This is a genomic window from Haloarcula sp. CBA1129 (assembly GCF_008729015.1).
Taxonomy (GTDB): domain Archaea; phylum Halobacteriota; class Halobacteria; order Halobacteriales; family Haloarculaceae; genus Haloarcula.
This window is the reverse complement of record NZ_RKSM01000001.1, coordinates 1750970-1777817: the sequence shown is the minus strand read 5'-3', so window position 1 is coordinate 1777817 and position 26848 is coordinate 1750970. Positions and strand designations below refer to the sequence as shown.

Annotated in this window: 18 protein-coding genes; 6 read left to right on the top strand and 12 right to left on the bottom strand. The window is 57.3% G+C overall.

Going from position 1 to position 26848, the window contains the following annotated elements; all coding sequences use genetic code 11:
* Positions 1-112 precede the first annotated feature (112 nt).
* Together Har1129_RS08820 and Har1129_RS08815 are read right to left on the bottom strand one after the other, a co-directional pair.
* On the bottom strand, positions 113-3748 hold the full coding sequence (locus Har1129_RS08820) for an exodeoxyribonuclease V subunit beta (RefSeq protein ID WP_151100322.1): 3636 nt from the start codon (positions 3746-3748) through the stop codon (positions 113-115).
* Positions 3741-6797: a PD-(D/E)XK nuclease family protein gene (locus Har1129_RS08815; protein WP_151100321.1), complete on the bottom strand. Its 3057-nt coding sequence runs from the start codon at positions 6795-6797 to the stop codon at positions 3741-3743. Before Har1129_RS08815 ends, Har1129_RS08820 begins: the two co-directional genes overlap by 8 nt.
* 351 nt (positions 6798-7148) lie before the next feature.
* Between Har1129_RS08815 and Har1129_RS08810 the strand changes: the two genes are divergently transcribed.
* The 3 genes from Har1129_RS08810 (at position 7149) to Har1129_RS08800 (ending at position 9158) form a co-directional block, all read left to right on the top strand.
* Positions 7149-7814, top strand: a complete 666-nt coding sequence (locus Har1129_RS08810) for a hypothetical protein (RefSeq protein ID WP_151100320.1) — start codon at positions 7149-7151, stop codon at positions 7812-7814.
* A 73-nt stretch (positions 7815-7887) separates the two neighbouring features.
* On the top strand, positions 7888-8436 hold the full coding sequence (locus Har1129_RS08805; protein WP_151100319.1) for a TATA-box-binding protein: 549 nt from the start codon (positions 7888-7890) through the stop codon (positions 8434-8436).
* Positions 8437-8624: 188 nt separating this feature from the next.
* Positions 8625-9158 (top strand): transcription factor, encoded by a 534-nt coding sequence (locus Har1129_RS08800; protein WP_151100318.1) that lies wholly within the window; start codon positions 8625-8627, stop codon positions 9156-9158.
* A 32-nt stretch (positions 9159-9190) separates the two neighbouring features.
* Here the strand turns inward: Har1129_RS08800 and Har1129_RS08795 are convergent, their stop codons facing one another.
* The 6 genes from Har1129_RS08795 to Har1129_RS08770 all read right to left on the bottom strand — a co-directional run bounded on the left by Har1129_RS08795 (position 9191) and on the right by Har1129_RS08770 (position 17824).
* The gene (locus tag Har1129_RS08795) at positions 9191-9922 is read right to left on the bottom strand and encodes a M48 family metallopeptidase (protein WP_151100317.1); all 732 of its coding nucleotides are present in this window, start codon (positions 9920-9922) and stop codon (positions 9191-9193) included.
* Position 9923: 1 nt separating this feature from the next.
* A complete protein-coding gene (locus tag Har1129_RS08790) occupies positions 9924-12893 on the bottom strand; it encodes a type I restriction endonuclease subunit R (RefSeq protein ID WP_151100316.1) in 2970 nt (989 codons plus the stop codon).
* A complete protein-coding gene (locus Har1129_RS08785; protein ID WP_191906257.1) occupies positions 12886-14325 on the bottom strand; it encodes a class I SAM-dependent DNA methyltransferase in 1440 nt (479 codons plus the stop codon). Before Har1129_RS08785 ends, Har1129_RS08790 begins: the two co-directional genes overlap by 8 nt.
* Before the next feature lie 70 nt (positions 14326-14395).
* A complete protein-coding gene (locus Har1129_RS08780) occupies positions 14396-15673 on the bottom strand; it encodes a restriction endonuclease subunit S (protein ID WP_151100314.1) in 1278 nt (425 codons plus the stop codon).
* On the bottom strand, positions 15666-17171 hold the full coding sequence (locus Har1129_RS08775) for a class I SAM-dependent DNA methyltransferase (RefSeq protein ID WP_151100313.1): 1506 nt from the start codon (positions 17169-17171) through the stop codon (positions 15666-15668). The genes Har1129_RS08780 and Har1129_RS08775 overlap by 8 nt, the downstream gene beginning before the upstream one ends.
* Before the next feature lie 2 nt (positions 17172-17173).
* Positions 17174-17824, bottom strand: a complete 651-nt coding sequence (locus Har1129_RS08770; RefSeq protein WP_151100312.1) for a helix-turn-helix domain-containing protein — start codon at positions 17822-17824, stop codon at positions 17174-17176.
* A 303-nt stretch (positions 17825-18127) separates the two neighbouring features.
* Between Har1129_RS08770 and Har1129_RS08765 the strand changes: the two genes are divergently transcribed.
* Positions 18128-18358 (top strand): hypothetical protein, encoded by a 231-nt coding sequence (locus Har1129_RS08765; RefSeq protein ID WP_151100311.1) that lies wholly within the window; start codon positions 18128-18130, stop codon positions 18356-18358.
* A gap of 27 nt (positions 18359-18385) precedes the next feature.
* On the opposite strand, the gene Har1129_RS08760 is transcribed toward Har1129_RS08765, so the two are convergent.
* Together Har1129_RS08760 and Har1129_RS08755 are read right to left on the bottom strand one after the other, a co-directional pair.
* Positions 18386-19699, bottom strand: a complete 1314-nt coding sequence (locus Har1129_RS08760; RefSeq protein WP_191906258.1) for an McrC family protein — start codon at positions 19697-19699, stop codon at positions 18386-18388.
* 1 nt (position 19700) lies between these two features.
* On the bottom strand, positions 19701-22640 hold the full coding sequence (locus Har1129_RS08755; protein ID WP_191906259.1) for an McrB family protein: 2940 nt from the start codon (positions 22638-22640) through the stop codon (positions 19701-19703).
* 600 nt (positions 22641-23240) lie between these two features.
* Here Har1129_RS08755 and Har1129_RS08750 point away from each other — a divergent pair.
* A complete protein-coding gene (locus Har1129_RS08750) occupies positions 23241-24269 on the top strand; it encodes a Cdc6/Cdc18 family protein (RefSeq protein ID WP_151100308.1) in 1029 nt (342 codons plus the stop codon).
* Between the two features lie 18 nt (positions 24270-24287).
* Here the strand turns inward: Har1129_RS08750 and Har1129_RS08745 are convergent, their stop codons facing one another.
* Both Har1129_RS08745 and Har1129_RS20550 read right to left on the bottom strand, forming a co-directional pair.
* A complete protein-coding gene (locus Har1129_RS08745) occupies positions 24288-24974 on the bottom strand; it encodes an SOS response-associated peptidase (RefSeq protein WP_151100307.1) in 687 nt (228 codons plus the stop codon).
* Between the two features lie 65 nt (positions 24975-25039).
* Positions 25040-25630 carry a hypothetical protein gene (locus Har1129_RS20550; protein WP_191906260.1) on the bottom strand — a complete coding sequence of 197 codons (591 nt, stop codon included), beginning with the start codon at positions 25628-25630 and terminating at the stop codon, positions 25040-25042.
* Positions 25631-25902: 272 nt separating this feature from the next.
* Between Har1129_RS20550 and Har1129_RS08735 the strand changes: the two genes are divergently transcribed.
* Positions 25903-26847 carry a hypothetical protein gene (locus tag Har1129_RS08735; protein WP_191906261.1) on the top strand — a complete coding sequence of 315 codons (945 nt, stop codon included), beginning with the start codon at positions 25903-25905 and terminating at the stop codon, positions 26845-26847.
* The last annotated feature ends 1 nt before the right edge of the window (position 26848 follow it).

Here is a 26848-nt window from a genome sequence, read left to right as displayed (position 1 = left end):
TCGAAATACTCTCGTTGCGTTCGTTTCGTTCGTTCCATTCGTTTCTCGAAGGGTGCCACCAAGAGCTTGTCCTGACCTATCGCAAGGTGGGTGAATTGACGAAAACAGAGGCTTAATCCACCAAATCCACCATTGAGCGTAGTTTAGATTCCATCTCCGTCATCTGATCCGACACCCAATGGAACCGCTCCTCTATCCCCTCGTCAGTAAACCGGAGTGAAGCTCGTACGTCACGGTTCCGGTCATGTTGGAAGAGGGCGAGAGCGTACGCGAGCATCTGCGGTCGATAGTGCTCCGCGAGTTCATCCGATGTCGTAGCTGAGAGGTCGTTGGTCTTGTAGTCGATAATGTGGAATGCGTCCGGCGTGACGAGGAGCCGGTCGATATCACCGACAATCCGCGACTCATCGATTCGAGCGACAACAGAGTACTCGTTGTAAACCTCCTGAAGCTCGGTATCGGACTCGATGCGTTCAACAAATCCGACTGCATCAGCAGCGTGGTTGACAGCATCACGGAGGTCCGATTCTGATGGCTCCTCACCAGCCATCTGACTCAAACGACGGATCAGGGTGGTCCACTCGTCTCTCGGTGGACGAAGTTCGTTGATCCGGTGGACGACCGTCCCAAACGTCGTTGGACTCAGGCCGGCCGATTCCTCACGCTGAGAGTAACTGTGACCGTCTGGAGACGCATCCGCCACCGCATTCACGAGGGTCGTAGCCGCGATCCGTTTCGCCGGCGCTAACGACGGCGGTGAAGGAATCGAGATCTCCGGCGCTGAAACAACAGCTTCGTCGTCGGTGTACCAGTCTACTGGGCGCGGCGGCCTGCGAACAGTATAGCTGGCTCCATCTATCTCACCACGGGCCTGTCCGTCACGAACCGCCTCAGCGACGAGTGTTCCGTCGAGGAGGGCTGGCTGTAACCAGTCGCGCCACCGGTCTGCGTCGTCGAAGGCTGCAGGCTCGGGGAGTTCGATTGTACCAGACTCGTCGATGATGATGTCGTGCGTGCCACAGAGAAGGAGGTGATCCCGCGTTCGTGTACACGCTACGTAGAGGAGGCGTTTCGACTCCGCCCGCTCCTGTGGACGCGACCGTCGGTCAGCGTACTCGTGGACGGCCGTCTTCTCGATGGAAAACGCATCGCCCGGATTCGGCCCGCCGACCGCCGGCACCGGCGGCGCGTCATCAGTTCCGTCCACGAGTCGAACGTAGCCATGGTCGTCGACGGAGCGACCGAAGTTGAGGTCACTCCCGAGATCAGGGACGGTGACGATCGGGAACTCGAGTCCCTTCGCTGAATGGATCGTCATAATCCGGACGCCCTCGGCGTCACCGGGAATATCTGCCTCCCCCTCACGAGGGTCGATCTCGGCTTGGCGGTCGATCCGGTGGAGCAACCCGGCAGCTGTGTGAACACCGTTCTCGCTCCAAGTACGGACCTGGTCGCGGAACTTCTCGACGTTCGCGACGGCCTGTCGACCGCGTTCGTCAGCACTCACACTCGCCAGATACCCCGTGTCGTCGATCACTCGGGACAGCAGGCGGTTCCACGGGAGGACGCCATCTTCGGACGGCGTCGCACAGCCGCTGAGGGTCCGCCACGTCGTAAGGAGATCGAACGCGTCCGCAAGTTGTGGATCGTCCGCCTCGGCGAGCGCATCCCATACTGAATCAGCTTCTGCGACAGCCGGTGCGAGGCGATCATCCGCGAATCCGAACAGCGGCGACCGAAGCACCCCGTAGAGGGAGACATCGTCCTGTGGATCACCGAGTACTCGAAGCAGGTTCGTGAGCGCCTGGACCTCAGGCGTATCGTAGAACCCCACGCCACCGACGACAGTATAGGGAATGTTGTACTCCTCGAGGGCCCGCTGATACCGATCCAGATGAGTTCGCCGGCGCAGGAGGATAGCCGTGTCGTCGGGAGTAGCGTCACGATGGGCACCTGTATCGGGGTCTTGGACTGTCGGCGGATCGTCGAACAGGTGGGTCAGTCGAGCAGCGAGCGCTTGCGCCTCGGCCTCGATAGTGTGGTCCAGCGCGCCTTCGGCGACCGGATGGTCGTCGCCGAAGAGCTCCGCTGCCGTATCGGCGTCGTCGGGCACAGCGAGATACTCAACGCTCCCGGTCAGACCCTCGATGTCCTCGACACGGTCGCGCTGCGTACTCAGTCCCTGAGGTGGCGCTTCGTAGGGTTCGTGGGTATCACCTTCTGGTTGGAACAGGTACTCGAAGAGCTCGTTCAGGAACGACAACGGCTCGTCCAGCGTCCGGAAATTCCCGGAGAGTTCGAGGGCGGTCGGACTCTCGGCATCGCTGTCGGGAACGTCGTCAACTCCACGAGCCTCGTTGACGGTCTGGAGTTCTCTGCGCGCATCCCCGAACGTCGTCACGTCGGCCCCACGGAATCCGTAGATGCTCTGTTTCTCGTCGCCGACCAGGAAGACGTTCGACGCCGCCTGCTCGTCAACGCCCGTGAGGAGCTTGACCAACTCCCACTGACGCGGGTCCGTGTCCTGAAACTCGTCGACCATCACGGCCGCAAACTGCTCTCGGAGCCGCTCCGTGACGGCATCGTTCGCTCGCAAGAACTCGAGGGTTGTCTCGATCACGTCGGGAAAGTCGAGCGTATCGTGGCGCTCCTTCTCGTCGGTGTAGGTTGCGAGGACGTCGTCGAAGACCCGCATCAGAGCCAGTGCGTAGTGAGCGCTATTCGCTTCCAGTTCCCCTGGCGTCGTCTCGACCGCATCCGCGTGCGGTTCGACGGCATCGATGACCGTGTCGATGGTGTCTTTCAGGTCGTCATAGACGTCACCGTACTCACCCCAATCGTCCCGGTCACCGACGACGTACCCCGAACTGCTGTAGAGGCCGCCGTTCTTCTTCTCACAGGCCTCGTAGAGCTCGAGGATTGCCCGCTGACAGTCGCGAGGATCGCTTTCCTCCGGGTCGTCCGAGAGTGTCGTCGCGACCTCGGTGAAGGTCTGGTAGGCTCGAAGGCCGTCCTCGTCGGCGATCGCACCCTCGCGGTCGACACGGCCCGCAACCGGGCGTAGCTGCTCAAGGAGTCCGTCCGCATACAGCGTCTGTCGGGCGTCGGCGACGTCGAGATCACAAACGACCTCCCAGCAGATATCGATGTAGTCGTCGACCTCCGCATCACGCCACTCCTCGAGGACCGCCTCGCTCTGTGGGCGCTCATCGAGTAATCCAGCGAGTACATCGACCAGCTGGTCACGACCCCAAAGCTGAGCGAGGAGCGCGACGTCGTCATCGTCCTGGTTGCGTTCGAGGAACTCCGTCACGACTTCGCGTTGGAGTGTCGCGGCGCCGTCTTCGTCGAGCACGTCGAAGCCGAGCGGGACCGGAGCCTCGACGGCCCGTTCTCGCAAAAGCCGCGTACAGAACGCGTGAATGGTGTGGACGTAGCCATCCTCCAGGTCGTCGAGGACGTTTCGCCAGCGGTGGTAGGCCTCTGGTGAGTCGACAGCCTCGAGCCGGTCGTACACCTCCTCCCGAACGCGCTCGGTCAGTTCGGCAGCAGCCTTTCGCGTGAAAGTAATCGTGACGATGTTCTCCGGCGTGAGCGACGGGTTCTCGGCCAGTATCGTCACGTACCGCTCGGTGAGCGTTGTCGTCTTCCCTGTCCCGGCGCCGGCAGTGATCGCGACGTTCCGGCCCTGGACGAGCGCGTCCTCCTGTTCCTCTGTGAGCTGAATCTCCTCGGGGTCCTCAGTCATCGCTCATCACCGCCTCGATGTCCTCGTCGTCGCGAACACGCAGCGGAACGTACGCAGCGTCGTCCTCGTGAACCTCGTCGACGAACTCCCGCTTGCGGTGATGGCGGACATCGCAGGCCCGACGGTAGTCACAGTATCGGCAGTTCGCTCCGCTGGCCGACAGAAGCGTCGTGTGGAACCGTCCGTTGCCGATCGCCTCGTCGATCTGGCCTAGCCACTCCGGGACGACATCGTTCAGGAAGCGACGGAGTTCGACCTCGGAATCGAACTTCGACTCGACACCGCGTGGAACCTTGATGTCGTTGGGCGGTCGAACCTGATAGTACGTCGCTGAAAGCGATCCCTGCTCGAATAGATCACCGTCGACGACGTTGGCCGCAGCAAGCAGATAGATAGGGAGCTGGAACTTCGTGCCGCCGGTCGTCTTCGTCATATACGGTGCTCGACCAGTCTTGTAGTCGTAGAGCGTGAGCGTCGGTTGTTCGCCATCCCGGCTTACGTCGACGCGGTCGATGTATCCCCGAATCGAGACAGTCGAGCCGTCCGGACGCTCAACTGTGAACGGCCCAGCATCCGAGTCGGGAAGTCCCTCGCCGAACGGGGCCTCGAACAAGTGTGGGCGGTCAGCGCCGTCCCGCGAGAGTTCGTTGTCGAGGAAGGTAGCGAACAATCCCTGTTCCGGTGCGTCGTGAGGTTTGCTCCCGGCCTGGTACGGAGCACTCTCGCCGTCACTCAGGCCAGCGAACAGCTCCGCCTTCCACCGTTCGTAGAACAGGCCTTCGTACTCGAAGTCAGCATCCCGGAGTTCTTCGACGGCAATCTCGCGAAGGTGTATCGCCAGGTCGTTCCGGTCGAACTCGGTGAGGTCGACACCATCTTCGGTTTCGTCCTGTAGATCCGCGAAAAACCGTTCGAAGACGTCGTGGACGTACGATCCGGTTTCGAGGGGCGTAGGGACGACCTCGACGTCGTCGGGATCCTCGATTCCGAGCACTTCGTCGGCGTAGAACTTGAACCCACACTCGACGTATCGCTCGATCCGACTCGCGCTGTAGGGTTCTCGTTCCGACGGAGGATAGACCTCAGCGACGGTCTCGGGTTCTAACACGCCGTCGTGTTCGGAGAGGCCAGCCGTTCCCCTGTTGTCCGCACAGTGGAGTCCCCGATCCGTGCGCTTGGTCTGCTCGGGGGAGAGGTCACCTCGGTCGCCGGCGCGGCTGACTGCCGCACGCCGGTTCGTTGTTGCGGCGACGTGCCGCTGAAGGTCTTCGCGGGAGCCCACGCGGTCATCGACGCCGTCTTCGGGTTCGATGCCTGTTACGCGCTGGAGTTCGTCGAGGACCGGCGACCGGACGACAGCGGATTCGTCATCGCCCGTCTCTGGTGTGGTGATCGTGAGTTCGTCAACGTTCGCGAGTAGCGTCGCGAAGAGATAGCGCCCCCGGAGGCGCTCGTCGCCAGTGTCGAACCGCGGATGGGCGTCGGTCATCTCCTCGAAGAAGGCCGGGCGTTCCGGCGTTACCGGGAAGTGCTCGCTCGTCAGGCCCACGAGGAACACCTTCTCGAACGAGCGCATCCGGGCGTCGAGCAGCCCCATCACCTCAACGTGGCCGCCAGCAGCGCGCTGTGGAACCCGAATCGGCACGCCATCGAACGCACGGGTGAACAGTGCCAACGGAGAGAGGTCGCTATTGACTGCCGCCAGCGACTCGAACGAGGAGAGGACCTCGTCCACGAGGTCGTAGGCTCGCTGTTCGACGGCTTGCTCGGTGCCGCTGGCGTAGTCCTCCGTCGCCCCCTCCAGGTCGAACCGGTCGTCCAACAGTCGTCGGAGCGTCTCGGTTGCGCCCTCGATGTCCTCCGTTCGGAGCGGCTCCAAGGTGGCCAGCAACTCCTCGATCAGCGCCGCCGCTTCGTCGTCGACGTCCTCGAGCAGGGGTGACACAGAAACAGTATCACGCCGGCGAGCAGCTGCCGTGACGGCGTTGGCTTGGTCGGTGTCGACGACGTCGACCAATGGATTTGCTAACAGGGACGTGAGGTCCTCAGCACGGGGGTCGGGTTCGGCGAGGTTCAGGAGGTCGTGTACAACGCTCCCGGTGAACGTCCGGTTCAGCTGTGAGGCGGCGGTCGTGACGTGCGGGATGTCGAACGTATCGAACGTGTCCTCGACGTACCCCGAATAGGCCTCGGTCCCCGGGACGACGACAGCCAGGTCGTCGGGATCGCGACCATTGGCCAACTCAGTCCGGAGCTCGCGAGCGACGAAGCGAATCTCGCGCTCGGGCGTCGGGAGTTCACGCCATCGCAGAGTGTCTGGAGCAGGGACAGTGTCCGGGTCCGGGCGGTAGAGCGACTCGGTGATCGTTCCAAAGGCCCGCCCTGACTCGTCGACGGGCTCGAGTTCTACTGTCTCAAAGTCAAGTGCGTCGTAGACCTCCAAGGCGTCCTCCGCAACGGCGTCGACTCCGCTCCGGCCATCCTGGTGGAGTGGCAGAAGTGCGATCATCGGAAGTTCGTCGACGAGGCGTTCGATGAGGCGGCGTTCGACAGGACGGAACTCGTGATATCCGGAAAGGATGACGACATCCAGTTCCGGCGAGAACGCCGATAGTGACTGCTCCGCCGTCTCGACGGCGTCGAACATTTCTCCCCGGGTACAGACCCACTCGTCGACATAGTCGCCGTGGAGATCCCGGTAGTGTCGGTACGCGTCGACAGTGGCTTTCGCGATACGGCCATCAAGTTCTGAGCCCTCGAACTCCGCTACGAGCGCGTCAGCAGTCCCGACGCCGGCGTCATCGAAGAGTGAGAAACGGCTACTGAACGAATCTGCGAGAGCGGCCGAAGCGGGTTCGCCGGCGAGTGCGCCATCTGTTTCGGCTGTCGTTCTGTCAAGCGCGTACTCCGCCAACCGGCGGTTCAACTGCCCGGGGAGGGGTTGAACCGGGCCCTGGAGGTCCTCGTACCAGTCACGAACGACCGCGTCGAGCGTCTCGGCACGAAGACGGAGAGGTTCGTGCGAAGCGACCCAGCGGTCCTCAACCATACTCCGGCGAGCGTCGTTCCGCGTTATGTAGAGAACAGAGCCAGGAAGGTCATCAGCCATCTGGTCCGCTCGTTCAAAAGCAGCTTGTTCCAAACGTGAATGCTGGGGACCAGTTAGAAGCGTATTATTCATCGAATACTACCCAACAAGAGGTCCGCCTCACTTCACTTTTAGCGGGACAATCCCATTAGCTAGTTCAGCAACACCAAATTTTTTGAGCGACATCGCTCTACTCGCCTTTGGAAGGTCGTCCCTAAACACCAGTATAGCGGCGGATCTCAGGTCGGCTGGTCTGGTTTCAAATACGGCGATTGCCGACCGATTGAAACATCGGCTCTGCAATTTTGTGTTATGATCGATACAGCTGTCGCCTGGCTTCTGAATAACGCAGCAGCACTGGCATCCCTTTGGTTGACGGCGACCCTCGTGGTACTGTATTATCAACAGAAAGAGATCCTACGCGTCGAGAAACTCCCTGAAATTGAGATTTCATCGCGTTCGCTCAATGGGGATGACCTGGAAGTAGTGCTCTCGAATTACGGACACGGCTTAGCCAAGAATGTCTCTTTTCACACCGTTGTTCACGCGCCAAACGCAGAGAAGTTCGAGCCGATTTTGGTCAATACGAGAGCTCGCCGGGTGACCGAGAATTCCGATACAACACTCGAACAGTCGGTTCGACCGCAAGAAGCGCAGGTCACATTCCGTGGAACTCCCAATCTGGGCTATCAGCTGGAAGATGAAACCCACCGCTTTGCGGACTTCTCAACCGGTTTCAGACATCTCAATAAGGCTGATATCGACTCTGTCTGGTTTCAGATCTATGTTGTCGTCGACGATCAACTCGGGGGATGTCAAATGAAACCGCTCTTTTGGCCAGCTCGAAATCCAGGTGACATCGCGAAAGAGGTTGATGTGAGCGATGACCGAATCGATCTCGAGACAGGATACGACCTCGGCGGAATGTATGACCCTGAGGAAATGCCCGATATTCTCACACCCGATTGCCGAGAATGACGCCTGAGCCTGAAGCGATTCCTACTGACGGCATCAATCGGACTTTTCCCTTGGCACTGTCTACGACGAGGTAGTGACGGAGCTCGAGGTCGCCAATGTCGTCGGGATGATCACCTATCAGCAGGAACTCGACCTCGCGGCGCTTGCTGAGACGTTCGACGAGCGGGACGAAATCACGGATGTCACCTACGAACCGGCCGACAACCACTGGTTACAGACGCGCTTTGCCCCCGACGACACATACGTCGCCTTTTATCGGACCGGGCGCTGTTCGATCGCTGGCTGTCGGTCCATCGATCACTTCGAAACGATGGTCGACCGTGTAAATGCGGTCATGCGTGAGCTGTTGGAATTCGAGTACGAGCCGGCGGCTGAAATCAGTAATATCGTGGCGACGAGCGACCTCGGCTCGCCGATTCCGCTGGAACTGCTCACTATTGAGCTGGGGATGGACGCCGTCGAATACGAGCCGGAGCAGTTCCCAGGACTGATGTATCGTGGGGCGGACTACGTGATCCTCGTCTTCGCGAGCGGGAAGCTCCTGTGTACCGGACTCACCGATCTTGAGGCTGTCTCCGAAGCGGTCGACAATCTCGGAAGACGAATTCAAGCCGTCGTCTGAATGGTTCCTCTCGAAATGCGATGTGGATCGGCGCTTCGCTGACTGTCTTACCAAACAAGTGTATACGAAGTAGCGACTATTGTTAGGTAAGACACGACCATTGCTATACCGTTCCTTTCCTCAGATACCACTTTGCGATTCAACAATACATAAGCAGACGGTGGGGGTAGTAGGTGACAACTTGACTGATGGAGATTGTTAGTACGATGGGCTCAGGCTCGCTCGGTCGTGAGCTTGATCTCGATGTCTTTGTCGACGCTCTACAGGAGGCTGTAGACCACGACGTCGCAGCGAATTTCAGCGGGTCTGGAATGGTTACTGTCCGGCTTGATCCGGATGGCGCTGCGTATCAATTCTATCGGACCGGCACTATCCAAATTAGAGGGGCAAAGACCGAAGCGGATCTTGGGGCAGCACAGAGTCGGTTACTTGACCTGCTGGATGAGATTGGGCTCGAGGTTCCTGATTACTCCTTTGAGCAACGAACGGCCGTCTTTATGGAGACATTTGATCGGAGTATCGACTTAGAACGGCTAGTACTCAAGCTCGGCCTCGAGCAAACTGAATACGAACCGGAACAGTTCCCTGCCCTGATTTACCGACCGCCAGAACTTGACGTCACGCTCCTCGTATTCTCCAGCGGAAAGATCATCATCGGCGGGACGATGTCTGAAGCGACAGCGCGAGAGGCGGTCGAGCGTCTGGCCTCCCATCTTGACTAATTGCTGGGGCGGACGCTGAACCGCGGCTCTACCTACAGATCGGCCTCGGTAAAGATGAGGTCTACACTGTGCTCTTCTAACCAGTTGGCCCGTTCGCGGTAATCCGGGAGCTGCTCGCGGACGATACGCCAGAAGCGGTTGGTGTGATTCTGCTCCCGTAGGTGGACGAGTTCGTGTACGACGACGTACTCTGCGATCTCTGGCGGCGCCATAATGAGTCGCCAGTTGAAGCTCAGGTTCTGTTTTGGGGAGCAGCTTCCCCATCGCGTTCGCTGGTTCCGTACGGCCAGCCCCTCGTACTCAACACCCATTTCGTCGGCGTGCTCCGCTGCTACTTCCTCGAAGAGTGTCCGGGCCTGCTCTCGAAAGAGCGCCTCTAACTCGTCTTGGATGGATGACTCCTGGACGGCATATTTGGCCAGAACGATCTCCTCGTCGGTGATTTCGTGTTCATCCACGTCCCGGACGCGAAGAGTGTGGTCGTCACCTTGGTACGGGAACGTCTCGCCGGGTTCAAACGTCCTGTCCGGGGCACGGTCACGGTACTCGTCGTACTTGCGCCATTTCCGAGCGAGCCAGTCGGTGTTCTCGCGAACGAATTCGTGCGGGTCGACGGCGCCATCCTCCGGGATGACCACTTTGACCTCGTGAATGTCGACGTCGATCCGGGGTTGGGTCGCGTCAGCGCTCTCGACCACCCGATACTCGATCTGTTCGCCGGCGATCTCGATTTTAGCTGTGGCCCTCGTATTGCCCACACCCATGTTACCCTCCCGTTGGTGCAGACTCGTCGGGCTCGGCCTGTTCGTTGCGGATCAGGTACTCGACAATCTCTCTGACTAGCCCTTCTTTGTCGTAGAGGTCCTTCCGGTCGTGCTCGCCCACCAGTGTGCGAATCACCGTCTGGCGGATCTCCTTCCGAACACGGTCACTCATATGCCAGCCGTCGAAGCCGGTATCGATCTCCTCGAAGCCGTCGAGGATGTTCGCAGCAATCGTAGCGGCTTCATCATCCGCAACATCGTAGCTGTCCGTGAGAGCGGAGTAGACTGCAAACTCCGTCTCGGACATATCGAGTTTGTCCCGTTGCTCACCAACAGCGAGAGCCTCTTTCTCGGCCTCTTCGAGTTCTTCTGCGACTTCCGGTGCCTCCAGTTCACCCGACCGCCAATCGTTCACCAGCTGCTCGACGCGCTGACTAATGCGCTGGTACCGGGGATTCGTGGTTCGGCGGCCCTGCAGGTGGTCCTGCGTGGCATGGGCGATCTCGGTGGCCTTCGCCTTCGGCTCCAGGTCCTGGACCTTCTCGAGGTGCTCTTCGCTGATCTTGTAGATCGGCGTATTGTTCTTGATTTCGCCGACGTCGACGTTCTCTTCGATGATCTCCAGCGTCTTCTCCCGCACGTCCTCTTCGGGGTCCGGGTCGCGCTGACTCCGCCTGTAGGCAAGGTGGATCCGGTTGAGCCACTGATACGGGTCCCGCAGTCCCCGTGTCTCCAGCCGTTTGTCGGGGGCGATCGACTCGTACATGTCCTGCAATCGGGCGTAGTTGTCTTCGAATTCCGCCCTGTGTTCGTTCGCGAGCGCAACGGCGTTGTTCACTGCCTCCTGGCTGTCGACCTTCTCGACGTCCTCGAAGATATTCATCGTCTCTGCGAGGAGGTCCTCGAAGTCGTCGAGGAGTTCGTCGACGTCCTTCGCTGCGTGGTTGCGCGTTTCGGCGTCGTACTCGAGTGCGTCTTCGATGTTGCCGCTCGCAAAGACTCCCGCGTAATCGACGATCTCGCCGTTCACCTTGCCGTCGGCGGGCCGATTGGTGCGGGCGATCGCTTGGAGGAGATTGTGATTCTTGAGATTCCGGTCGAGATACATCGTCTTCAGGAGCGGGGCGTCGAAGCCCGTGAGGAGCATATCACAGACGACGAGGATCTTCGGGTCGTCCTCGTATTCGTCCGGGTTCTTGAACCGCTGGACGATCGACTCCCGCTGTTCTTTCGTCGTGTGGAACTTCTGAATGAGCTTCTCGTCGTCACCCTGCGAGGTCACGAGGACCTCGATATCCTCGGGGTCGCGGAGCTTCTGGAGTTCCTCGCCGTACAGCGCCGCCGCGCGACGGGTTGGTGTGACGACCATCGATTTCCAGCCGTTGGGCTCGACCTTCTCCTCGTAGTGGTCAACGATATCGAGTACGACGTTCTCGACGCGCGGCCGTAGCTCTGCGAGTTCGGAGCGCGTGACGTGCTTGCGGATGATCTCGCTTTTCTCCTCGACGTCGAGATCAGCGAAGGAGCGTTCGAACTCTTCGTCGAGCGCGGATTCGTCGATCTCCCACTCCTGCTGTCGCACGTCGAAATGCACCGGGAGAACGACGCCGTCGTCGATCCCGTCCTTGATCGAATACTGGTGAAGCGTCTCCTCTCCTTCTGGCGAATAGTTGTCGAAGGTGTCTCGCTCCTCTTCTCGGACGGGCGTACCAGTGAAGCCGAAGTGCTGGGCGTCGGGGATGGCCGCCTGGAGGCTTATCCCGAGGTCTTTCTCCATATACCGGTGGGCCTCGTCGACGAACACGACGGTTTCATCGTTCGTCTGGACCTCGGCGTCGACGTCCTCAAACATCTGGATCGTGGTGAGCACGAGCTTGCTGCTGCCCTCTTCGAGCAGCTCCTGCAGGTGATCCATACTCTCCGCGACCTCGAACCGCGGGAACTCGATGTTAGAGAGAGTGTTCTCCATTTGGGTCCTGAGCTTGTCGGTGTCTACGACGAGAAGGACCTGCGGATTGTCGAGGAAGCTCCGCTCCAGCAGGTTCCAGGCCGCGAAGACCATCGTATACGACTTTCCGCTCCCTTGAGTGTGCCAGACGAGCCCGCTATTATTGTCCGGATCCTCGACGCGGTCGAGGATCGCCTCGGTCGCGTAGTACTGCATGTATCGCGGCACGATCTTGAGATCGCCGCCGGCCGCCTCCTCGTAGAATACGTACCTGTCGAGGAGATCCGCCAGCACCTGCTTCTGGAAGAGCGCGAAGACCGCCTCTTTGAGGTCGTTGCCGAGGTCCGTGTCGTCATCGCGCCAGGGGTAGTAGTGCTCCGCCGGCGCGTTCACGGAGCCATACCTGAACTCGAGGTCGTCGGCAGCGACGTTGAACAGCACCGGGACGAAGAGCCGGGGCACATCGTCCTGATACGAAACGAGGTCCGTGATCGCGTCTTGGTAGGTGTTCCCCTGGGTAGCCGACTTGAGTTCCCAGACGACGAGCGGGATGCCGTTGACGAAACAGACGACGTCGGGACGGATCGCCTTCTCCCGGTGGACGCGGAACTGGTTGGCCGCGGTCCACCGATTTGTGTCGAGATCCTGGAAATCGACGAGAGTGATGTATTCGGTCTCCCCGTCGTCGTAGGTGTGCTTCTTCCCGTTTCTGAGGAGCTGGGTGAATTTCTCGTTGGCCGCGACGAGGTTCTCGGTCCGAAGTTCCCGCTGCAACGAGTTGAGAAAGCGGTCGGCCTCCCTCTCATCCATCTTCTCGTTCAGCGCGATGAGCTGCTCTTTGAGGATGTCCCAGTAGACGACCTCGGACAGATCGCGGTCGTACTGCTGGTCTAAGACGGTTGCGCCGTAGCCGCCGTCTTTCCCGTACGTCTCCCAGCCCATCTCGTCGAGCCACTGGAGGACATCGATCTCGACGCCGGTTTCGCTGGGCGTTTCGACGGGTTCGGGACTGGTGTCACTCATACTGGTTTACTCCCTCGCCATACAGCTCCCGGAGATCGTGCTTCATCCGGTCGCGTATCTCCGAGAGTTCGGTTTCGAGTTTGGCTAACTGTTGTGCCTCGGCTACTGTATCGAGGTCCTCCTCTGGTTCTGTGGTATCTACGTAGAGAGCAAGATTGAGATTATAGTCCGTTTCTTCTATTTCCTCGACATCGACTACCCTCGATTTGCGTTCTTCTGACTCCCACTCGTTGAATATCTCAACTGCTCTATCGACACCTTCTGGAGTTAGCTGATTTTCGTTATCGAGTTCTCGGTAGAAATCCTCGTGTGCGGTATTGAGGAACAGTACTTCCTTATCACGCTTTTCGGGTTTGTCTTTATTCAGGAAAAGAATGGTCGGAGCGATGCCCGTATCTTCGCCAAATAATTTTTTCGGTAGATTGATCACTGCTTCGACGAGGTCCTCGTTGATCAGAAACTCTCGGAATGGGGACTCGCCATCTCTGAAGAGGACACCCTGCGGTGCTAGCGTAGCTAGCTGTCCCGTCTCGTTCAGACTACTGAACATATGCAAGATGTAAGCGTAATCCGCGCGGTTCTTGCGTGGGTCTTTGTCGACATAACCGAATCTAGTGTCATCCTTCAGTGCGGACTTATTCCAATCCTCGGAGTAGGGAAAGTTGGTAAGGACATAATCAAACTCGCGCAGCGATCCGCCGCTTGTTCGCATCGGATCATCCAGCGGATCTGCTGCTTCAATCTCTGCTTCAATATCGTTCAAAAAGAAGTTGAGATTCGCAGCCTCAGTCATCCCTTTTATTGACTCTTGGCCGACAAAAGTCAGTTTATTAGGTTCTTTACCTTCGTCTCGATAGTGGCTTGCCACACCGACAAGCATATCTCCAGAGCCTGTAGTCGGGTCGTAGAACGAGTCGCCATTTTCGAACGGGGACAACATCCGGACGACCATCTCAATTACTTCTTCAGGTTGATAGAACTCGCCGGCATCTCGATCTTCTTCCTTTGCAAATCTCCGAATTAGCGCCATATACGCGTCTGAGACAGCGTTATAATCAACATTCTCGACACTGATATTAACCGCGTCTAATTCTTGTAACAGCGTTTTTAACGTTGACTCATCGGTTTCAAATGATAGATAGTCGACTTCAAAAGATAGCCCAAGGTCCTGATTCAGTTCTTCGAACTCCTCAAGTGCTTGATTAAGAGTCTCATCAACTCGCTTATTTGTAGCCAGTAGATCTTCCCAGAGATAGCCGTCGGGGATTTGAAGCCGATAGAAGGCAGGATCCTCATTTGCTATCTCTTCGCCAAAGTCTGTGACAGCATCCTCATACTCGTCCCGATAGGTATCATTAGCTGCTTTATAAAAGATGAGTGGGAGTAGAAACTCTCTATATTCAGTCTTGTCTATCCCGTCGTCATCTTTCATCTCGTCGATGCAGTCTTCGAAAACATCGACTAAAGCGTTGGATCCACCATCAGAAAGCGCACGGTGTGTACTATCCATGGGTTTCTACCTCTGGAAGCACGTTAATATCGCGGTTATTAGTACGTACTTCACCGGTGAGAAGCTCTCGCATCAGACCGCGCTTAAGGCGTTTAAGCTGCGATTTGTATCTGTTATTAGCTTCAACTTGATGATCGAATTCTCGAAGAGTTTCCGCTATTTTCTGCTGTTCTTCTGTGCTCGGAATAGGTATATCCAAGGCTACCAAATGGGAATTAGATAAACCCGGTATAGCTGAGCCTTCAGCGAGAGTTTCAAGATAATTCTGCTTCGTTTTCATGAAGTAGAACAGATATAGAGGATCCAATCCGCTCTTGGGGCGAAGGGCCTTCAGCTGTCGGCTAATACAAGCACGTTGGTTTGCAAATGTGGATTTACCACATCCAGAACCTTTCACAGTCACTAATGTATCGTCTGGTTCGCAGAATTTGGTCGGCTCGTTCGTGTATTTTGTTACAGTAAAGCCAAATTCATCAAAATCATCAGGTCCTGTGAGATAGGGAGTGAGGGAATCATCCTCATAAACTAAATCAGACTTAACGTGAGCTCCAGAGATGAGTTCTGTACGATTCTTTATTTTATCCACATCCCACGATGCAGGTATCTTTCCGGCTCTGGTATCTACAAATTCATCGTGGTCATAGTATCCTTCTGTGAATAAGTCTTGCATAGCTCCTTTTTTCACTCGTTTAGTCTGAGAGGCTATTTCATCCGTCTTCTGTATCGCTTGCTCGACGTTATAGAGGATACTTGCTATCTTACGCTGCTCCTCCAGTGGTGGAATCAGTCCTTTTAGACTGTATGCGTCATTTCTGTTTAGCCCAGGGACTGCTGAGGCCGCGTTTAGTCTACTCAATTGTACGTTTTCAAGGAGATAATATACGAACCGAAGATTTTCGTCTGTCTCTTCCTGGCTAATGTAATAAGTCGTATCGATCGGATAGAAGGGTTTCTCAGAAAATTTCAATTCACCAATTGATCCCTTCCGGCCGACTATTATTCCAGGACGATCAACGTACGCTTCTGAATGACTACCGACCTGCCCATTAGAGCCGTATACCGGATATTTTCCCCCATCCCGCTCGTCTTCTGTAAGGTTCTCGCCGTACTCTAGTGATATTATCTCCCCCAGCCGGCGTAGATCCCAACCCTCAACAGGTGAATCGTCTATTTCTTGGATTTTACCGGCATCTACTGTTTCGCTTGACTCTCCAGAGTGTTCATCCACGATCTCATCGAGACTTGCCTGCTGGCTTGCGTCGTCACTCATAGCCCAACACCTCCACATGTTCATCCATACGACTCTCTATCCGGTTCCGCTCTGATCGCAATTCGCGGAGTTGTTTGACTTCTTCACTCACATTGATGTCCTCTTCTGGTTCCGTTGTGTCGACATACAACGCGATGTTGAGATTATAGTCGTTCTCACGGATTTCCTCATGTGGAACTGGACGACTCACCCTCTCTTCAGTTTTCCATTCGTTGAAATTCTCGACAACGTGATCAAGGCCTTCATCCGTGAGCTCGTTTTGATTAGAGAGCTCCCGATAGAAGGCTTCGTCCGCAGCGTGAACGAAGAGCACTTCGTCCTCTCGCTCTTCGGGCTTGTTCTCATTGAGCACTAGAATCGCCGACGGAATCGAGTTGTTTTGGAACAGGTTCTCGGGTAAGCCGATCACCGACTCAACGATATCGCGATCGATCATCGGCTCCCGATACCGCTGCTCGTGCTTTCGGAACAGCACGCCGTGCGGGACAACGATCGCCGCCTGCCCCGTTTCGTTGAGCTGTTCCTCCATGTGCATAATGAAGGCGTAGTCGCCTCGATCCGCCCGGGGTAGCTTATCGGCCCAGTCGAAGCGGCCAAATTTGTCTTCCTGCAGTTGGTCTTTTGCCCAGTCCGCCGAGAACGGGAAATTGGCGAGGACGTAATCGAACGTCTCGAGGTCGGCGTCGCCGGTCGTGAACTGCGGATTGCGAAGCGAGTCCTCCCGGGCGACCTCGCCCTCGTACCGGTGGATGAACAGGTTCATCTTCGCGATAGCGGCGACGTCGGGGTTCATCTCCTGGCCCGTGAGCCGGAGCTTCGTAGGGTCGCCGTCTTGCTCCTCCCGGAAGTGTCGGGCCGCCTCGACGAGCATCCCGGCGGAGCCACTGGTCGGGTCGTGGAACGAATCGCCCGGTTCGAAGGGCGCGAGAAGCCGGACCATCATGTTCACGATATTCGGCGGGGTGAAGAACTCGCCGCCCTCCTTCCCCTCCTCGCTGGCGAAGTGCTTCACGAGGTCCATGTACGCCTCGCCGAGCATGTCCGGCGGGACGCGTTCGGCGCTCAGATTGTACGTGTCGAGATGGTGGGCGAGATCCTTGAGGCGGTCGTCGTCCAGTGCGTCGGCGTTCACATAGTCGGCCCGGAACGCGTCTTGGAGCTCAGGGTTCTCCCGTTCAATTGCCTCGAACGCCTCGTTCAGGAACTCGTCGATGTTCTTGTTCGTATCGAGGAGTTCGGCCCACCGGTAGCCCTCGGGGATCGGGAAGTCGTAGAAACTCGGGTCGTCGGCGATTTCCTCGTCGCCGAATTCTTCGAGGACGTCCTCCCGCTGGTCTTCGTACGTGTCGCTGAGCGTCTTGTAGAAGACCATCGGGAGAATGTAGTCCTTGTAGTCGGTCTTGTCGACGGTGTTACGGATGATGTCCGCACACTCGAACAGGTGGTTTTCGAGCTCTTCCAGCGTGATCGAGTCAGTATACGAGGTGATCTTTGACATAGTTAGGCTCCTCCGTAGGCGTGTTTGGCGATCTCGGTCGCCGGCGACTGGCCAGCGAGTTCGGCGTGGAGACCGTGTCTGTTCGCGAGTTCTTCTACCAGGTCAGGAGTGGCGTCCAGACACGCCGCCAGCCTGAGGATCGGTTTCAGTTCTGCTGGCACGTCGGTCTCCGCGCTCACAGCACGGTAGGCGACGTGGTAGAGCACATCGTCCGTGTACAGGAACACCTCCCGGAGGGTCTGGATATTGTTCTTTCCGAGCGAGCTCACGAGCGACGTGAGGAGGATGTCTTCGAGGAGGTCGGCTTCGAAGTACTCGGTCGCCGAGCGCTTGGTCCGCGTGCGGGTTTCGTTGGTGTCTGCCACCTCCTGCTCGTAGAGCTCACTCTGTGGTGCGCGCCGCAGGTATTCCTCGAAGTGCTCTCGATAATCATCGAGGAGACGGCCTGTATCGACGCGATATCGGCCATCGTGTTCTTGCAGTAGTGACTCCTCGACGAGTCTACTGCAGTTCTGTGAGACGGCACCCTTCGTCATCGGGAGCTTCTCAACGAGGTCCTTCTGGATCGGCGGGCCATCGCTCCGCTGTAAGTCTGCGACGGCCGCAAGGACCTGGGTTCTGGTTTTCCCTTCACGGGCCTCCGTGAGGCGCATAATTTGTTTGGCACACTGTGACCACATAGTAGTTTGGGTTGTGAAAAGGCGTTCCGAGTTCAAGTTTAGCACCTATAACTTCTCACTATACAAGAGTTTCAGAGTCTGATCGGCGAAATTAGATTTATATAGGACCATCTTACCTAACAAAATGGGCGCAGCTGACCTCCATATTTGGTAAGAAAACATGACCAATTGGCTCTTCGAAGGGGTAGATAGCAGTCTGTTTCTGTAATTCGCTGCGTCCCGTGAAAACGAAAAGGCGTAGGGTGAGGAAGGTACGATTGAGAAAGAGAGGGTACGATGGAAAGTCGGTTCACTGTCGGTGATCGTGTCCGGATCGACATCCCTGATGAGACGGATCCAGACCACGACCGGCTCCACGGCTGTCAGGGCGAGATCACTGCAATCCTAGAAGACGACGCAGGTGAAGAAACGGGAGATGAACGGGACTCACGACTCTATCGAATCCAGCTCGAAACGGGAGAAACGACTGATGTTCGATGGCGAGATATCCGTCCTCCGATTCAGTAACTGACTTCGAACCACCTAACCGAGTAATCAGCGATAGGGTTCGGAGGCCTCGGTAACGACCTGATCGAATAAGCTCTCCACGCTTGCTTCAAGACTCTGAACGTATTCATCGTAGGAACCAGTGTCGGCGTCAGTCGACACTGCGAAGGAGTGTAACGAGTATCCCTCGACTGTTGAGGGAGCCATCTTCACACTTCCACCGGGATAGACTAGAACGCCTGGAACTTCGAGCGAGAGGATGTAAGAGGTTAGCTGATACACGTCGCTAGAAGACGGCGATTCGTGGTTGGTTTTCCACTTCGCGTCGGCAACGAGTATCGGTTCCCCACCGGCTGTCCGGACGAGGACGTCCGGCCGCATTGAAACCGAGTGGGGACCGTCGACGAGGTTCGGGATCGAGGCCTGACCATCAACGCGAAGACCCTCTTGTTCTTGTGCGACAGCACGAAACCCCCGTTCGACGATCCGCTCGAAGACGGTATTCATATTCACGAATAACGCCAGCGAGCGCTGGGTCCCGGCACGGATATCCTCGAAAAATTCTCGCTCTAACACCAGCGTCGCCAGTTCAAGTAATGTCGTATAGTGGTCATTCAGTCGAGAGAGTTCGATACGTCGAACGGTTGCTGGCTGTACCGGTTCCACGCTAACGAACTCCCTGAGCTGTCGCTCCTGTACTCTGAGCTGACTCCTGAGGTCGTCATCACTTACGAGAGTGATGAGTACCCGAATTGACGCCAATACCGCCTGATTCAGTGTATTGTCCGTGGTGAACTCCTCGTAGTCGACGGCGAAGTCGGTCGTGACAGGAGAGGGGCGCTGAAGCTGTCGTTGTACGTCGATTCGGCCTTTGACACGCTTTTCGATGCTACTCGTGGAGACGTAATCCCGATGAAGACCTTGTGAGAGCACCGAGTGGAGTTCAGCCCGAAACAGGATTCCAATCGCATCAAAAAATGACGAGGCACTTGTGAAGTCCGTCTCCAAATCAAGAGTGTCGACCGGCGTGTCGAACGCGTACCGAAGCGCCCACAGTAGCCGGGTCACGGTCCGTTTGGGGGTGACCTCGACACGAACACCGCTGGGCAGCGTAAGTACGCCTACGTACGATCCACTAGAGAGAGTTACCTTCCCGTCGCTCCCGAAGGAAACATCGAGTGGTGCAGTCCCAAAACGCTCCTCCATACCCTCTAAAAACTCGGCATCCGATTGCGAAACGGGGAAAGGGTCCGTCTCCTCATGTTCCCCGAGAGAGATCGGCTCCGACGGGGGCTCGGTTTCGGTGCCGCCAGTTTCGTCGATCTGTGGACCGAGCCCGCCAATCGGGAGAAACTCAGTCATGCTATTGTTCGTTCGCCCGATTGACGAACTCTCGAAGGCTTTCGATGAGATCGTCGATATCTGAGTGTGCGAGATCTTGTACGTTGATCTCAGGGCTCTCGAAATCCCCGTTCTCCCCGTCTTCCGGGTCCCACTCGTGTTGATAACCCGTAACCGATTCGAAGACCGTGGCGGCATCGTCGATGAACGCCGGTGAAACCTCACTATTGTCGTTCGAGACTACCCAGTTCCACCGGAACCCAATCGTTCCATCTTCCTCGATCTGAATGATTCCGACAGATGGGTTGACCGAATCTGCTTTCACCATCAAACTCGCATAGTCGCCGTCTCCAGGATCAAGATTGGCGATATCGTCGGCATCATCAATTAGCTGGGATATTTTTTCGGCGTTCGCCGGATCAAGCGTTGACGAAATCCGGTCACGGAACGCATCAGTTGTTCGTTCTCCCTCCCCCCATGTGTCGTCAGCGGAGTCAGAATCTGATTCTACTGATGATTCAGGTTCTTGGCCGGACAGACCGACTGGATTCTCGATTCCGCCGAGCGTACAGAGCGTCGTATAGAGGTCGTTGGCATTGAATGACTGAATACGCTCAGTATTCCAGTCAAATAGTGTCTCGCCAGTCCCATCGAGAAGATCTTCTCGAAGCCGGTCGAGCTGCCCAAAGTAGTATTCTTCCAGCTGAGGCAATATGTCAAAGCGCCACGCGTCGACGACTGCTGCCTTCGAATCGTGTTCAAGGAGGTACGTGTGGCCGAGCTGTTTACCTTTCCCAAGCTGTGCCGCGTCCAAAATACGCTCGTTGAGTTCATCAATAGCGAGGATACTCGCTGCTAAGAGCCGGTCCCTGTCTGAGACGACTCCAGTAGGTGCTGTGAGCAATTCTTCGGGTTCCATCCCGGCGTCGATGGTGTCGTACTGCTCGGAGACGACATCGAGGTTTGGTGGGAAATCGATAAATCGGAACCGTCGACGGAGTGCCGTATCGACCAGCGATATCGACTGGTCGGCAGTGTTCATCGTCCCGATGATGTAGAGATTCGGGGGTAGCGTGAACGAATCGCCGGAGTGTGCGAGTTCGACCTCGAAGCTGCCTCGTTTGTCTGCCTCCAGGAGGGTGATGACTTCGCCGAAGATCTGAGCGAGATTTCCGCGGTTGATCTCGTCGATGATCAGGACAAACGGCGGTGCCCGCTCACCCGCCGGCGTTGCCTCCAGCGCGTCGTTCGCGTCCTCAGCAACGTGTTTCAGCACCCCGTCCTCGACATCGTAGGTAACACTTCCAGACTCTGTTGCGTCGGCAGTCAGCCCCTCGATGAAATCCTCGTAAGAAAACGAGGGATGGAACGTCACCGAGCGAATCTGTTTCCCTGTGGGCTCCCTCTCGGTTTTCTCGTGGATCCATCGTCTCGCAAAACGCTTCGCGTCGAAGGTTTTCCCCGTTCCAGGAGGACCATACAAGATAACCTGCTTGTTCTGGACGAGCTGGCGTTCGATTTCTTCAGCACTGTTCGGTTTTGACGGGAGTTCAGTGGCGTCGGTTGAGGTCGCCTGCTCGACGTCGATATCAACTTGGCTGAGGAGAAAGTTTGCAGCTGCGTCCGAGAGATCCGCGAGATATGCTTCTTGGAGGTGATCGTTTGAGTTTATTGGGTAGTATTTCTCTGTTCGGTACTTGTCTTGACCGAGAATTTCCTTAAGCTCGCTATCGACAGGGAGTGGTTCGTTGAACCAGTGAAAGTCGACAGCGATTCGCTGGTACTTCTGGTCGCGGAAGGAGTATGTTTCGTGGTGACCCGTGGCAATTGAGTAGCCAATGAGCTCGTCGTCGAAATTATGGAAGATTACATCGCCTTCCGCTACCCGTTCAAGGCCGTGGTGCCACTCATTATCTACTTTAGCTCTCAGATATTCGTCTCGGATTTCAGCTTGATTACCTTGATTGACCCAGAACGGATTGGCGTCCGTCCCTGCGAGGTCCTGAATTGTTGTCGTCGATCCGTCGCCGCCCTCAGTACCAGAGTCAGTCTTAGCGTCGAGCACCGTCCGATAGAGTCGGATTGCCGCGTCAGAAGATTCGTTCTCGATACTCGACTCGTCGACCTTGTCGATCACGTTGAATAGCTGATCCACCTCAAGCCGAATCGGTACCTCGAGTCCGTGATCAGCTTCCGCTGTCGCGTGGCCAACAACTTGCTCATATGTTTCGAGGAAATCTTCGAACTCCTCGACGCCATCTGCGTAGGAGTCTGGTTGATCGTAGTCGAAGAAGGCCAGACCGCTCTCGGTAGCGGCGTTGATGATCGGATACTCCTCAATATGGAGGTTACCAAAGAGTTCCCGGACCGTCGTTTTACCACCTAGTTCAAATTCCCACTGGTCGTCGTATTGATCGGCATCACGAATTTCTTTTATAAGATCCGCAAGTTCGTCAATCGAATTGTCCCACTTAGACAGTATGTTCTCGGCATTACCACGTTGGATAGCAGCATGCATCCGGTCCCACATCGACTTGAACCGTTCCGAGGTGGGATCGTCGATAAACGCATCCGCTCGCTCTCGGATATCTTTCGTCCTGTCGTGTTTTTCGAAATCAAACTCCTCGCCAGCGGTGTGGTTTTCCGCGACTTCTCGCCACTCTTCGAGTACCTCCCGCTGGTCGGAAGTCAACACTGTAGGCATCTCGCCACCATCGCTAATTATGCCGTATACTCGCTCGATAGCCTGTTCATCGGGGTTTTTGATCGGCATAACCGACTGTGGGGGAGCATAGGCCTCGTCATATCCCAAAATTCGGTTGACCTTCGCCCGATTGTAGCCATTCGTCGGGTGGCGCCAGTGTTCCCAATCAATACCGACGTGAAACTCTTCGACATCATCGTCCGGGGCCACCTTCTTTTCAGGGTCGGTAACACCTTCACCACTCCACGGCTCCGACACAGTGCCAACTCCAACATAGGTGCCAGAGGGTTGATCATACATCAGCACCCTGTCGCCCTCATTTAGGGGTTGAAGCTGTTCTCCGTACTCCGACTTGTCGGCAAACGTCGCGGCTACGCTGACGTCCTCGAATAGTCGTTCAAAATCGATTGGATTGTGATGTTGCCGATTAGTATGAACGAAATAGGCATCAGTCATCGATGATACCAATAGATGGCCTATTGGCTAAATAAAACCAGTCACCTAAATCCCCGCGGACGGTTCCACGGTCGGTATGTTCGGAACATCGTCTAGAAAGCAGAAATCCGAATCTAGCCCAAAGAGGACCCAATCCCAGGTTCAAGCCATATGCGTGCTGTGAGCCGCTTTGGGAGCAAAAGACCAACCGGGATCGGTGGTGACGAATTGGGGGGTTCCGGTATAATGAATTCTCGGCCAGCAGTTGATTCCGGAAACTCTCGGAAATGCCTGCTTTCCACAAACCAGAATCACGCTACTGCAAGGGTTTTACAGGATCAGCTTAGGGCGATAGGGAATGATTCCGGAAACAACCCGGTCACGTTTTTACTACTAGCCTGAAAACCAGTCTACCAGATATAGATGATCCGCGATGCTCGCGTTCTCCGCGCCGGGTTCGTTCCTCGGGAAGTTGAGCATCGCGACGCCGAAGTCAATCACCTCTCCAGCGTTCTCGAACCAATTACGAACGGTGAACCCGCCGACACGGCCATCGTCACCGGGCCCAGCGGTGCCGGTAAAACCTGCGTCTCACAATTCGTCACCGAACGACTCCGAGAAGAGGTGCTCGACGTCGAAACGACCTACGTCAACTGCTGGCGTAACTACACCCGATTTCGGACGCTCTACCAGATCCTCGACGACCTCGGCGCGACCATCGACATCCACCGGCAGTCGACGCCTCACGACGAACTCGTCGACCGGCTCCAGCAGCACGACGGCCCGCGAACGGTCATCATCCTCGACGAGGTCGACCAGCTCGAAGATCCCAGCGTCATTTACGACCTCCACAGCCTCCCGCAGTTCGCGATTATCTGCATCGCGAACAAGGAAGAGGAGCTGTTCAGCCGCGTCGACGACCGGCTCGTGAGCCGGCTGCGCTCCAGCGAACACGTCCGGATGGACAAGTACCACGACGAGCAGCTGTACGACATTCTGAGTGCGCGGGCAAAGTGGGGGCTCGACGAGGACGTCATCACCGACGACCAACTCTATCGAATCGCCGACGCGGCCGCCGGCGACGCCCGCCTCGCAATCGGCATCCTTCGTACGGCCGCCGGCAAGGCCGATCGCGAGAACCACGAGCGCATCACCGACGACATTCTCCTGGACGCCGCCGAGGATGCTCGGGCTCAGATCAAGCAGAAGAGCCTCGACTCGCTCACGCCGCACCAGCGCGTCGTCTACGACATCGTTCGCGAGCACGGTCCGGTCGGGCCGAGCGAAATCCACGAGCGCTATTCCGAGGACGTCGATGACCCACGGACGAAACGGACTATCCGCACGTACCTCTCGAAAATGGAGCAGTACAACCTCCTCGAGGCGGAAGGGACGAGTCGGGACCGAGAGTACTCGCTCGTTGATTCAGCGGCGGCGTCACCGATGCAGTAACGGTGACCCCGTCAGCTTTCAGGAACTGAACTCGCCGAGGCCCGATTGCTCGTGGTCCAGTGGCTCGATGACCTGGGGATCGTCGTTGCCGGGGTTGTTGACCCGCGTCGAAATCTCGTAGGCGTCCAGATCGTCCTTCGGGTACGGCTGGCACAGTTCCTTGCGGGTGTCCGGGTCTGCGGCGAGCCAGTCGGACTCAGCGTCCTTCGGGAGGACGACCGGCATCCGGTCGTGGATTGAGTTCATCAGGTCGTTCGGCTCTGTCGTGAGAATCGTGACGCACGAGATCGTCTCGTCGTCGCCCTCCCAGACGTCCCAGAGCCCGGCCATCGCGAATGCGGGGTCGTCCTCCCGGTAAATCCGATAGGGCTGTTTCGACCCGCCGTTCGGCGATTTCCACTCGTAGAACCCTGACGAGGGGACGAGGCAGGGACGTGATTCCCACGCCCGCTCGAAGACGCGTTTCTCGTCGGCTGTCTCGGAGCGAGCGTTGATGATGCCCTCCTCGGGTTCGTCCGCCCAGAACGGAATCAGCCCCCAGTGGTAGGCGTCGATCTCGTCGGAAGCCTCGTTCGTGATGATGTGGAGGTCGTCGCCAGGTGCGATATTGTATCGGGGGGTGTACCCGCCGTCCGCGACGACCTCGGCTTCGAAGCGGGCCTCGAGGTCTGGTTGGTCGATGAAGAGCGAGTTCCGGCCACACATACATCCGGGTCCGGCCGGGAGAGTCTTCAACGTATCTGGAAATGTGAACGGCTCTGAATCGTCGATTAGAGCTCGGTCGGCGGCAGAAGCTCACAGAGAACAGCTGCTTGTTCAAGAAGTGCGTCGAAGAGCCGTTCAGTCGGTCGATATAGCGCGTGGTGTTCATCAACAGAGTATGGGGTTTTCTCATCATCAGTGTGTGAGAGAAATCCGCACTCAAGAAGCGGAGCAAGGGTAGTATCCAGCGCAGTTCCGGAACGGCCGGATTCGGCTTCAAGAGTGTGTCGAGGGAACTCAGAAAGGAACCGCGTACAGCAACTCAGGACGTGAGCACGTCGATCAGCGAATAGTTCGTTGAGCGCAGTACGATGGGTGCGTGTCCAATACTCATCGAGTTTGACGTATGTGCGAACGATCGGGGATAGCTCGTTCAAGGAACCAGTAGCATGGACGATGCCAAGGTCGTTGAGCGCATGTTGGTCTTTGGTGTCCAAAGACTCGCCGAGGGGATGGAGAACAGTTTGAAGCGCCTCGTGGTACCGCGAAGTGAGGAATTCCCCGGCAACAACGTGGGCGTTCACGATATTTCGAGTTGGGTGCATTGACTCGTGGTGGTCGGGGTTTCGGTGGTCGACGTGGGTTCGTGGATGGCTCATAGAGCACCTCTTCCAACGTGGCGTTGAGCATTAACATTCCGAGCAGTCAGGCTCGAGACTGCAGCTGGGTAGGTTTAACCAACACACCGCCGTCAATACGGCCGGGTGTTGGTTAACACGAAGTACGATCGATTCAGGAACTATTCTCGGAAACAGGATCCAAACGGAGACTACTCGGGACTGTACCGGGATTGGAGGGGATCACATCCAGTTTCCTGAAACGCGGAAGCGACACGCCGCGGCTTATCGGGAACGTAGACAACTAATCGAGTATGGGAGAACACTCAACGTCGAACCGATTGGCGGTGGACCAGCCGACACGGGGCGCTGACCGCAATCGGTCCCTTGCTGACCAGGCCGATCCGACTACGGACGAGATGTTGTTGCCGTCACTCGGCGACGGCATCACGCTACTCGACGTCGAGGGAGGCCGCGGCGTCCCGATCCTGCAGTCGCTCGTACTCGACCATCTCCTCCTGCACGACGGGCCCGCCTTCTGGGTCGACGCAAATGGTCACGCGACGACGACGACACTCGCCCAGATCGCGCCCAGTCAACGGCTACTCAACCGAATTCACGTCGCCCGCGGATTCACCGCCTACCAGCACTACGGCGCCGTCTGTGATCTCCCGTCAGCGGTGAACAAAGTAATCCAGACGTCCACCGCCAACGCCCGGGCAGCCGGTCGAGGGGCGCCAGGTCGCGACGAGGACACGTCGCCCCACACGCCCGCCCTCATCGTCGCGCCGGCCGTCGACGCCCAGTACCGCGCCGACGATACCCTCGGCGAAACCCACGCGGGAACCCTTCAGGCTCGAACTCTCGCTCGGTTGGCGACCTACGCCGAGGGGTACGACATCCCGGTGCTCGTTACGCGAAACGAACGAAACGAATTCACCGAGTCAGTCGCGACGGTCGCCGACCACCACCTGGAGTGCGAGCAGACTCGGATGGGGCCACGGGTCGTCGGCAAAGACTTCGAGACGCTCGTCTATCCCGTCGACGACGGCGCGTACTACCAGACGACGTTCGCGTACTGGCGGCAGCTGCTCGCGGCACGCGCCACGCAGGTCGGCGTGGAACCGACGACGCCGGCGCCGTCGACGCCGACCCCGGAGGGTGTCGGAACGGGCGTCACCGCTGACGGTGAGACGGTGGCGGCCACCGCGGACCCCTTGCTCGATGCGTGGACGGCGACCGGTACAGGAGGCCGATAGC

What these genes read in the sequence shown, in the direction of transcription:
- Har1129_RS08820 (WP_151100322.1), bottom strand. Translation starts at nt 3,748, where the DNA reads ATGACTGAGGACCCCGAGGAGATTCAGCTCACAGAGGAACAGGAGGAC.
- Har1129_RS20550 (WP_191906260.1), bottom strand. Translation starts at nt 25,630, where the DNA reads ATGAGCCATCCACGAACCCACGTCGACCACCGAAACCCCGACCACCAC.
- Har1129_RS08770 (WP_151100312.1), bottom strand. Translation starts at nt 17,824, where the DNA reads ATGCGCCTCACGGAGGCCCGTGAAGGGAAAACCAGAACCCAGGTCCTT.
- Har1129_RS08765 (WP_151100311.1), top strand. Translation starts at nt 18,128, where the DNA reads ATGGAAAGTCGGTTCACTGTCGGTGATCGTGTCCGGATCGACATCCCT.
- Har1129_RS08795 (WP_151100317.1), bottom strand. Translation starts at nt 9,922, where the DNA reads ATGGGTGTGGGCAATACGAGGGCCACAGCTAAAATCGAGATCGCCGGC.
- Har1129_RS08760 (WP_191906258.1), bottom strand. Translation starts at nt 19,699, where the DNA reads ATGACTGAGTTTCTCCCGATTGGCGGGCTCGGTCCACAGATCGACGAA.
- Har1129_RS08780 (WP_151100314.1), bottom strand. Translation starts at nt 15,673, where the DNA reads ATGAGTGACGACGCAAGCCAGCAGGCAAGTCTCGATGAGATCGTGGAT.
- Har1129_RS08810 (WP_151100320.1), top strand. Translation starts at nt 7,149, where the DNA reads ATGATCGATACAGCTGTCGCCTGGCTTCTGAATAACGCAGCAGCACTG.
- Har1129_RS08785 (WP_191906257.1), bottom strand. Translation starts at nt 14,325, where the DNA reads ATGAAAGATGACGACGGGATAGACAAGACTGAATATAGAGAGTTTCTA.
- Har1129_RS08775 (WP_151100313.1), bottom strand. Translation starts at nt 17,171, where the DNA reads ATGTCAAAGATCACCTCGTATACTGACTCGATCACGCTGGAAGAGCTC.
- Har1129_RS08800 (WP_151100318.1), top strand. Translation starts at nt 8,625, where the DNA reads ATGGAGATTGTTAGTACGATGGGCTCAGGCTCGCTCGGTCGTGAGCTT.
- Har1129_RS08790 (WP_151100316.1), bottom strand. Translation starts at nt 12,893, where the DNA reads ATGAGTGACACCAGTCCCGAACCCGTCGAAACGCCCAGCGAAACCGGC.
- Har1129_RS08735 (WP_191906261.1), top strand. Translation starts at nt 25,903, where the DNA reads ATGGGAGAACACTCAACGTCGAACCGATTGGCGGTGGACCAGCCGACA.
- Har1129_RS08745 (WP_151100307.1), bottom strand. Translation starts at nt 24,974, where the DNA reads ATGTGTGGCCGGAACTCGCTCTTCATCGACCAACCAGACCTCGAGGCC.
- Har1129_RS08750 (WP_151100308.1), top strand. Translation starts at nt 23,241, where the DNA reads ATGATCCGCGATGCTCGCGTTCTCCGCGCCGGGTTCGTTCCTCGGGAA.
- Har1129_RS08815 (WP_151100321.1), bottom strand. Translation starts at nt 6,797, where the DNA reads ATGGTTGAGGACCGCTGGGTCGCTTCGCACGAACCTCTCCGTCTTCGT.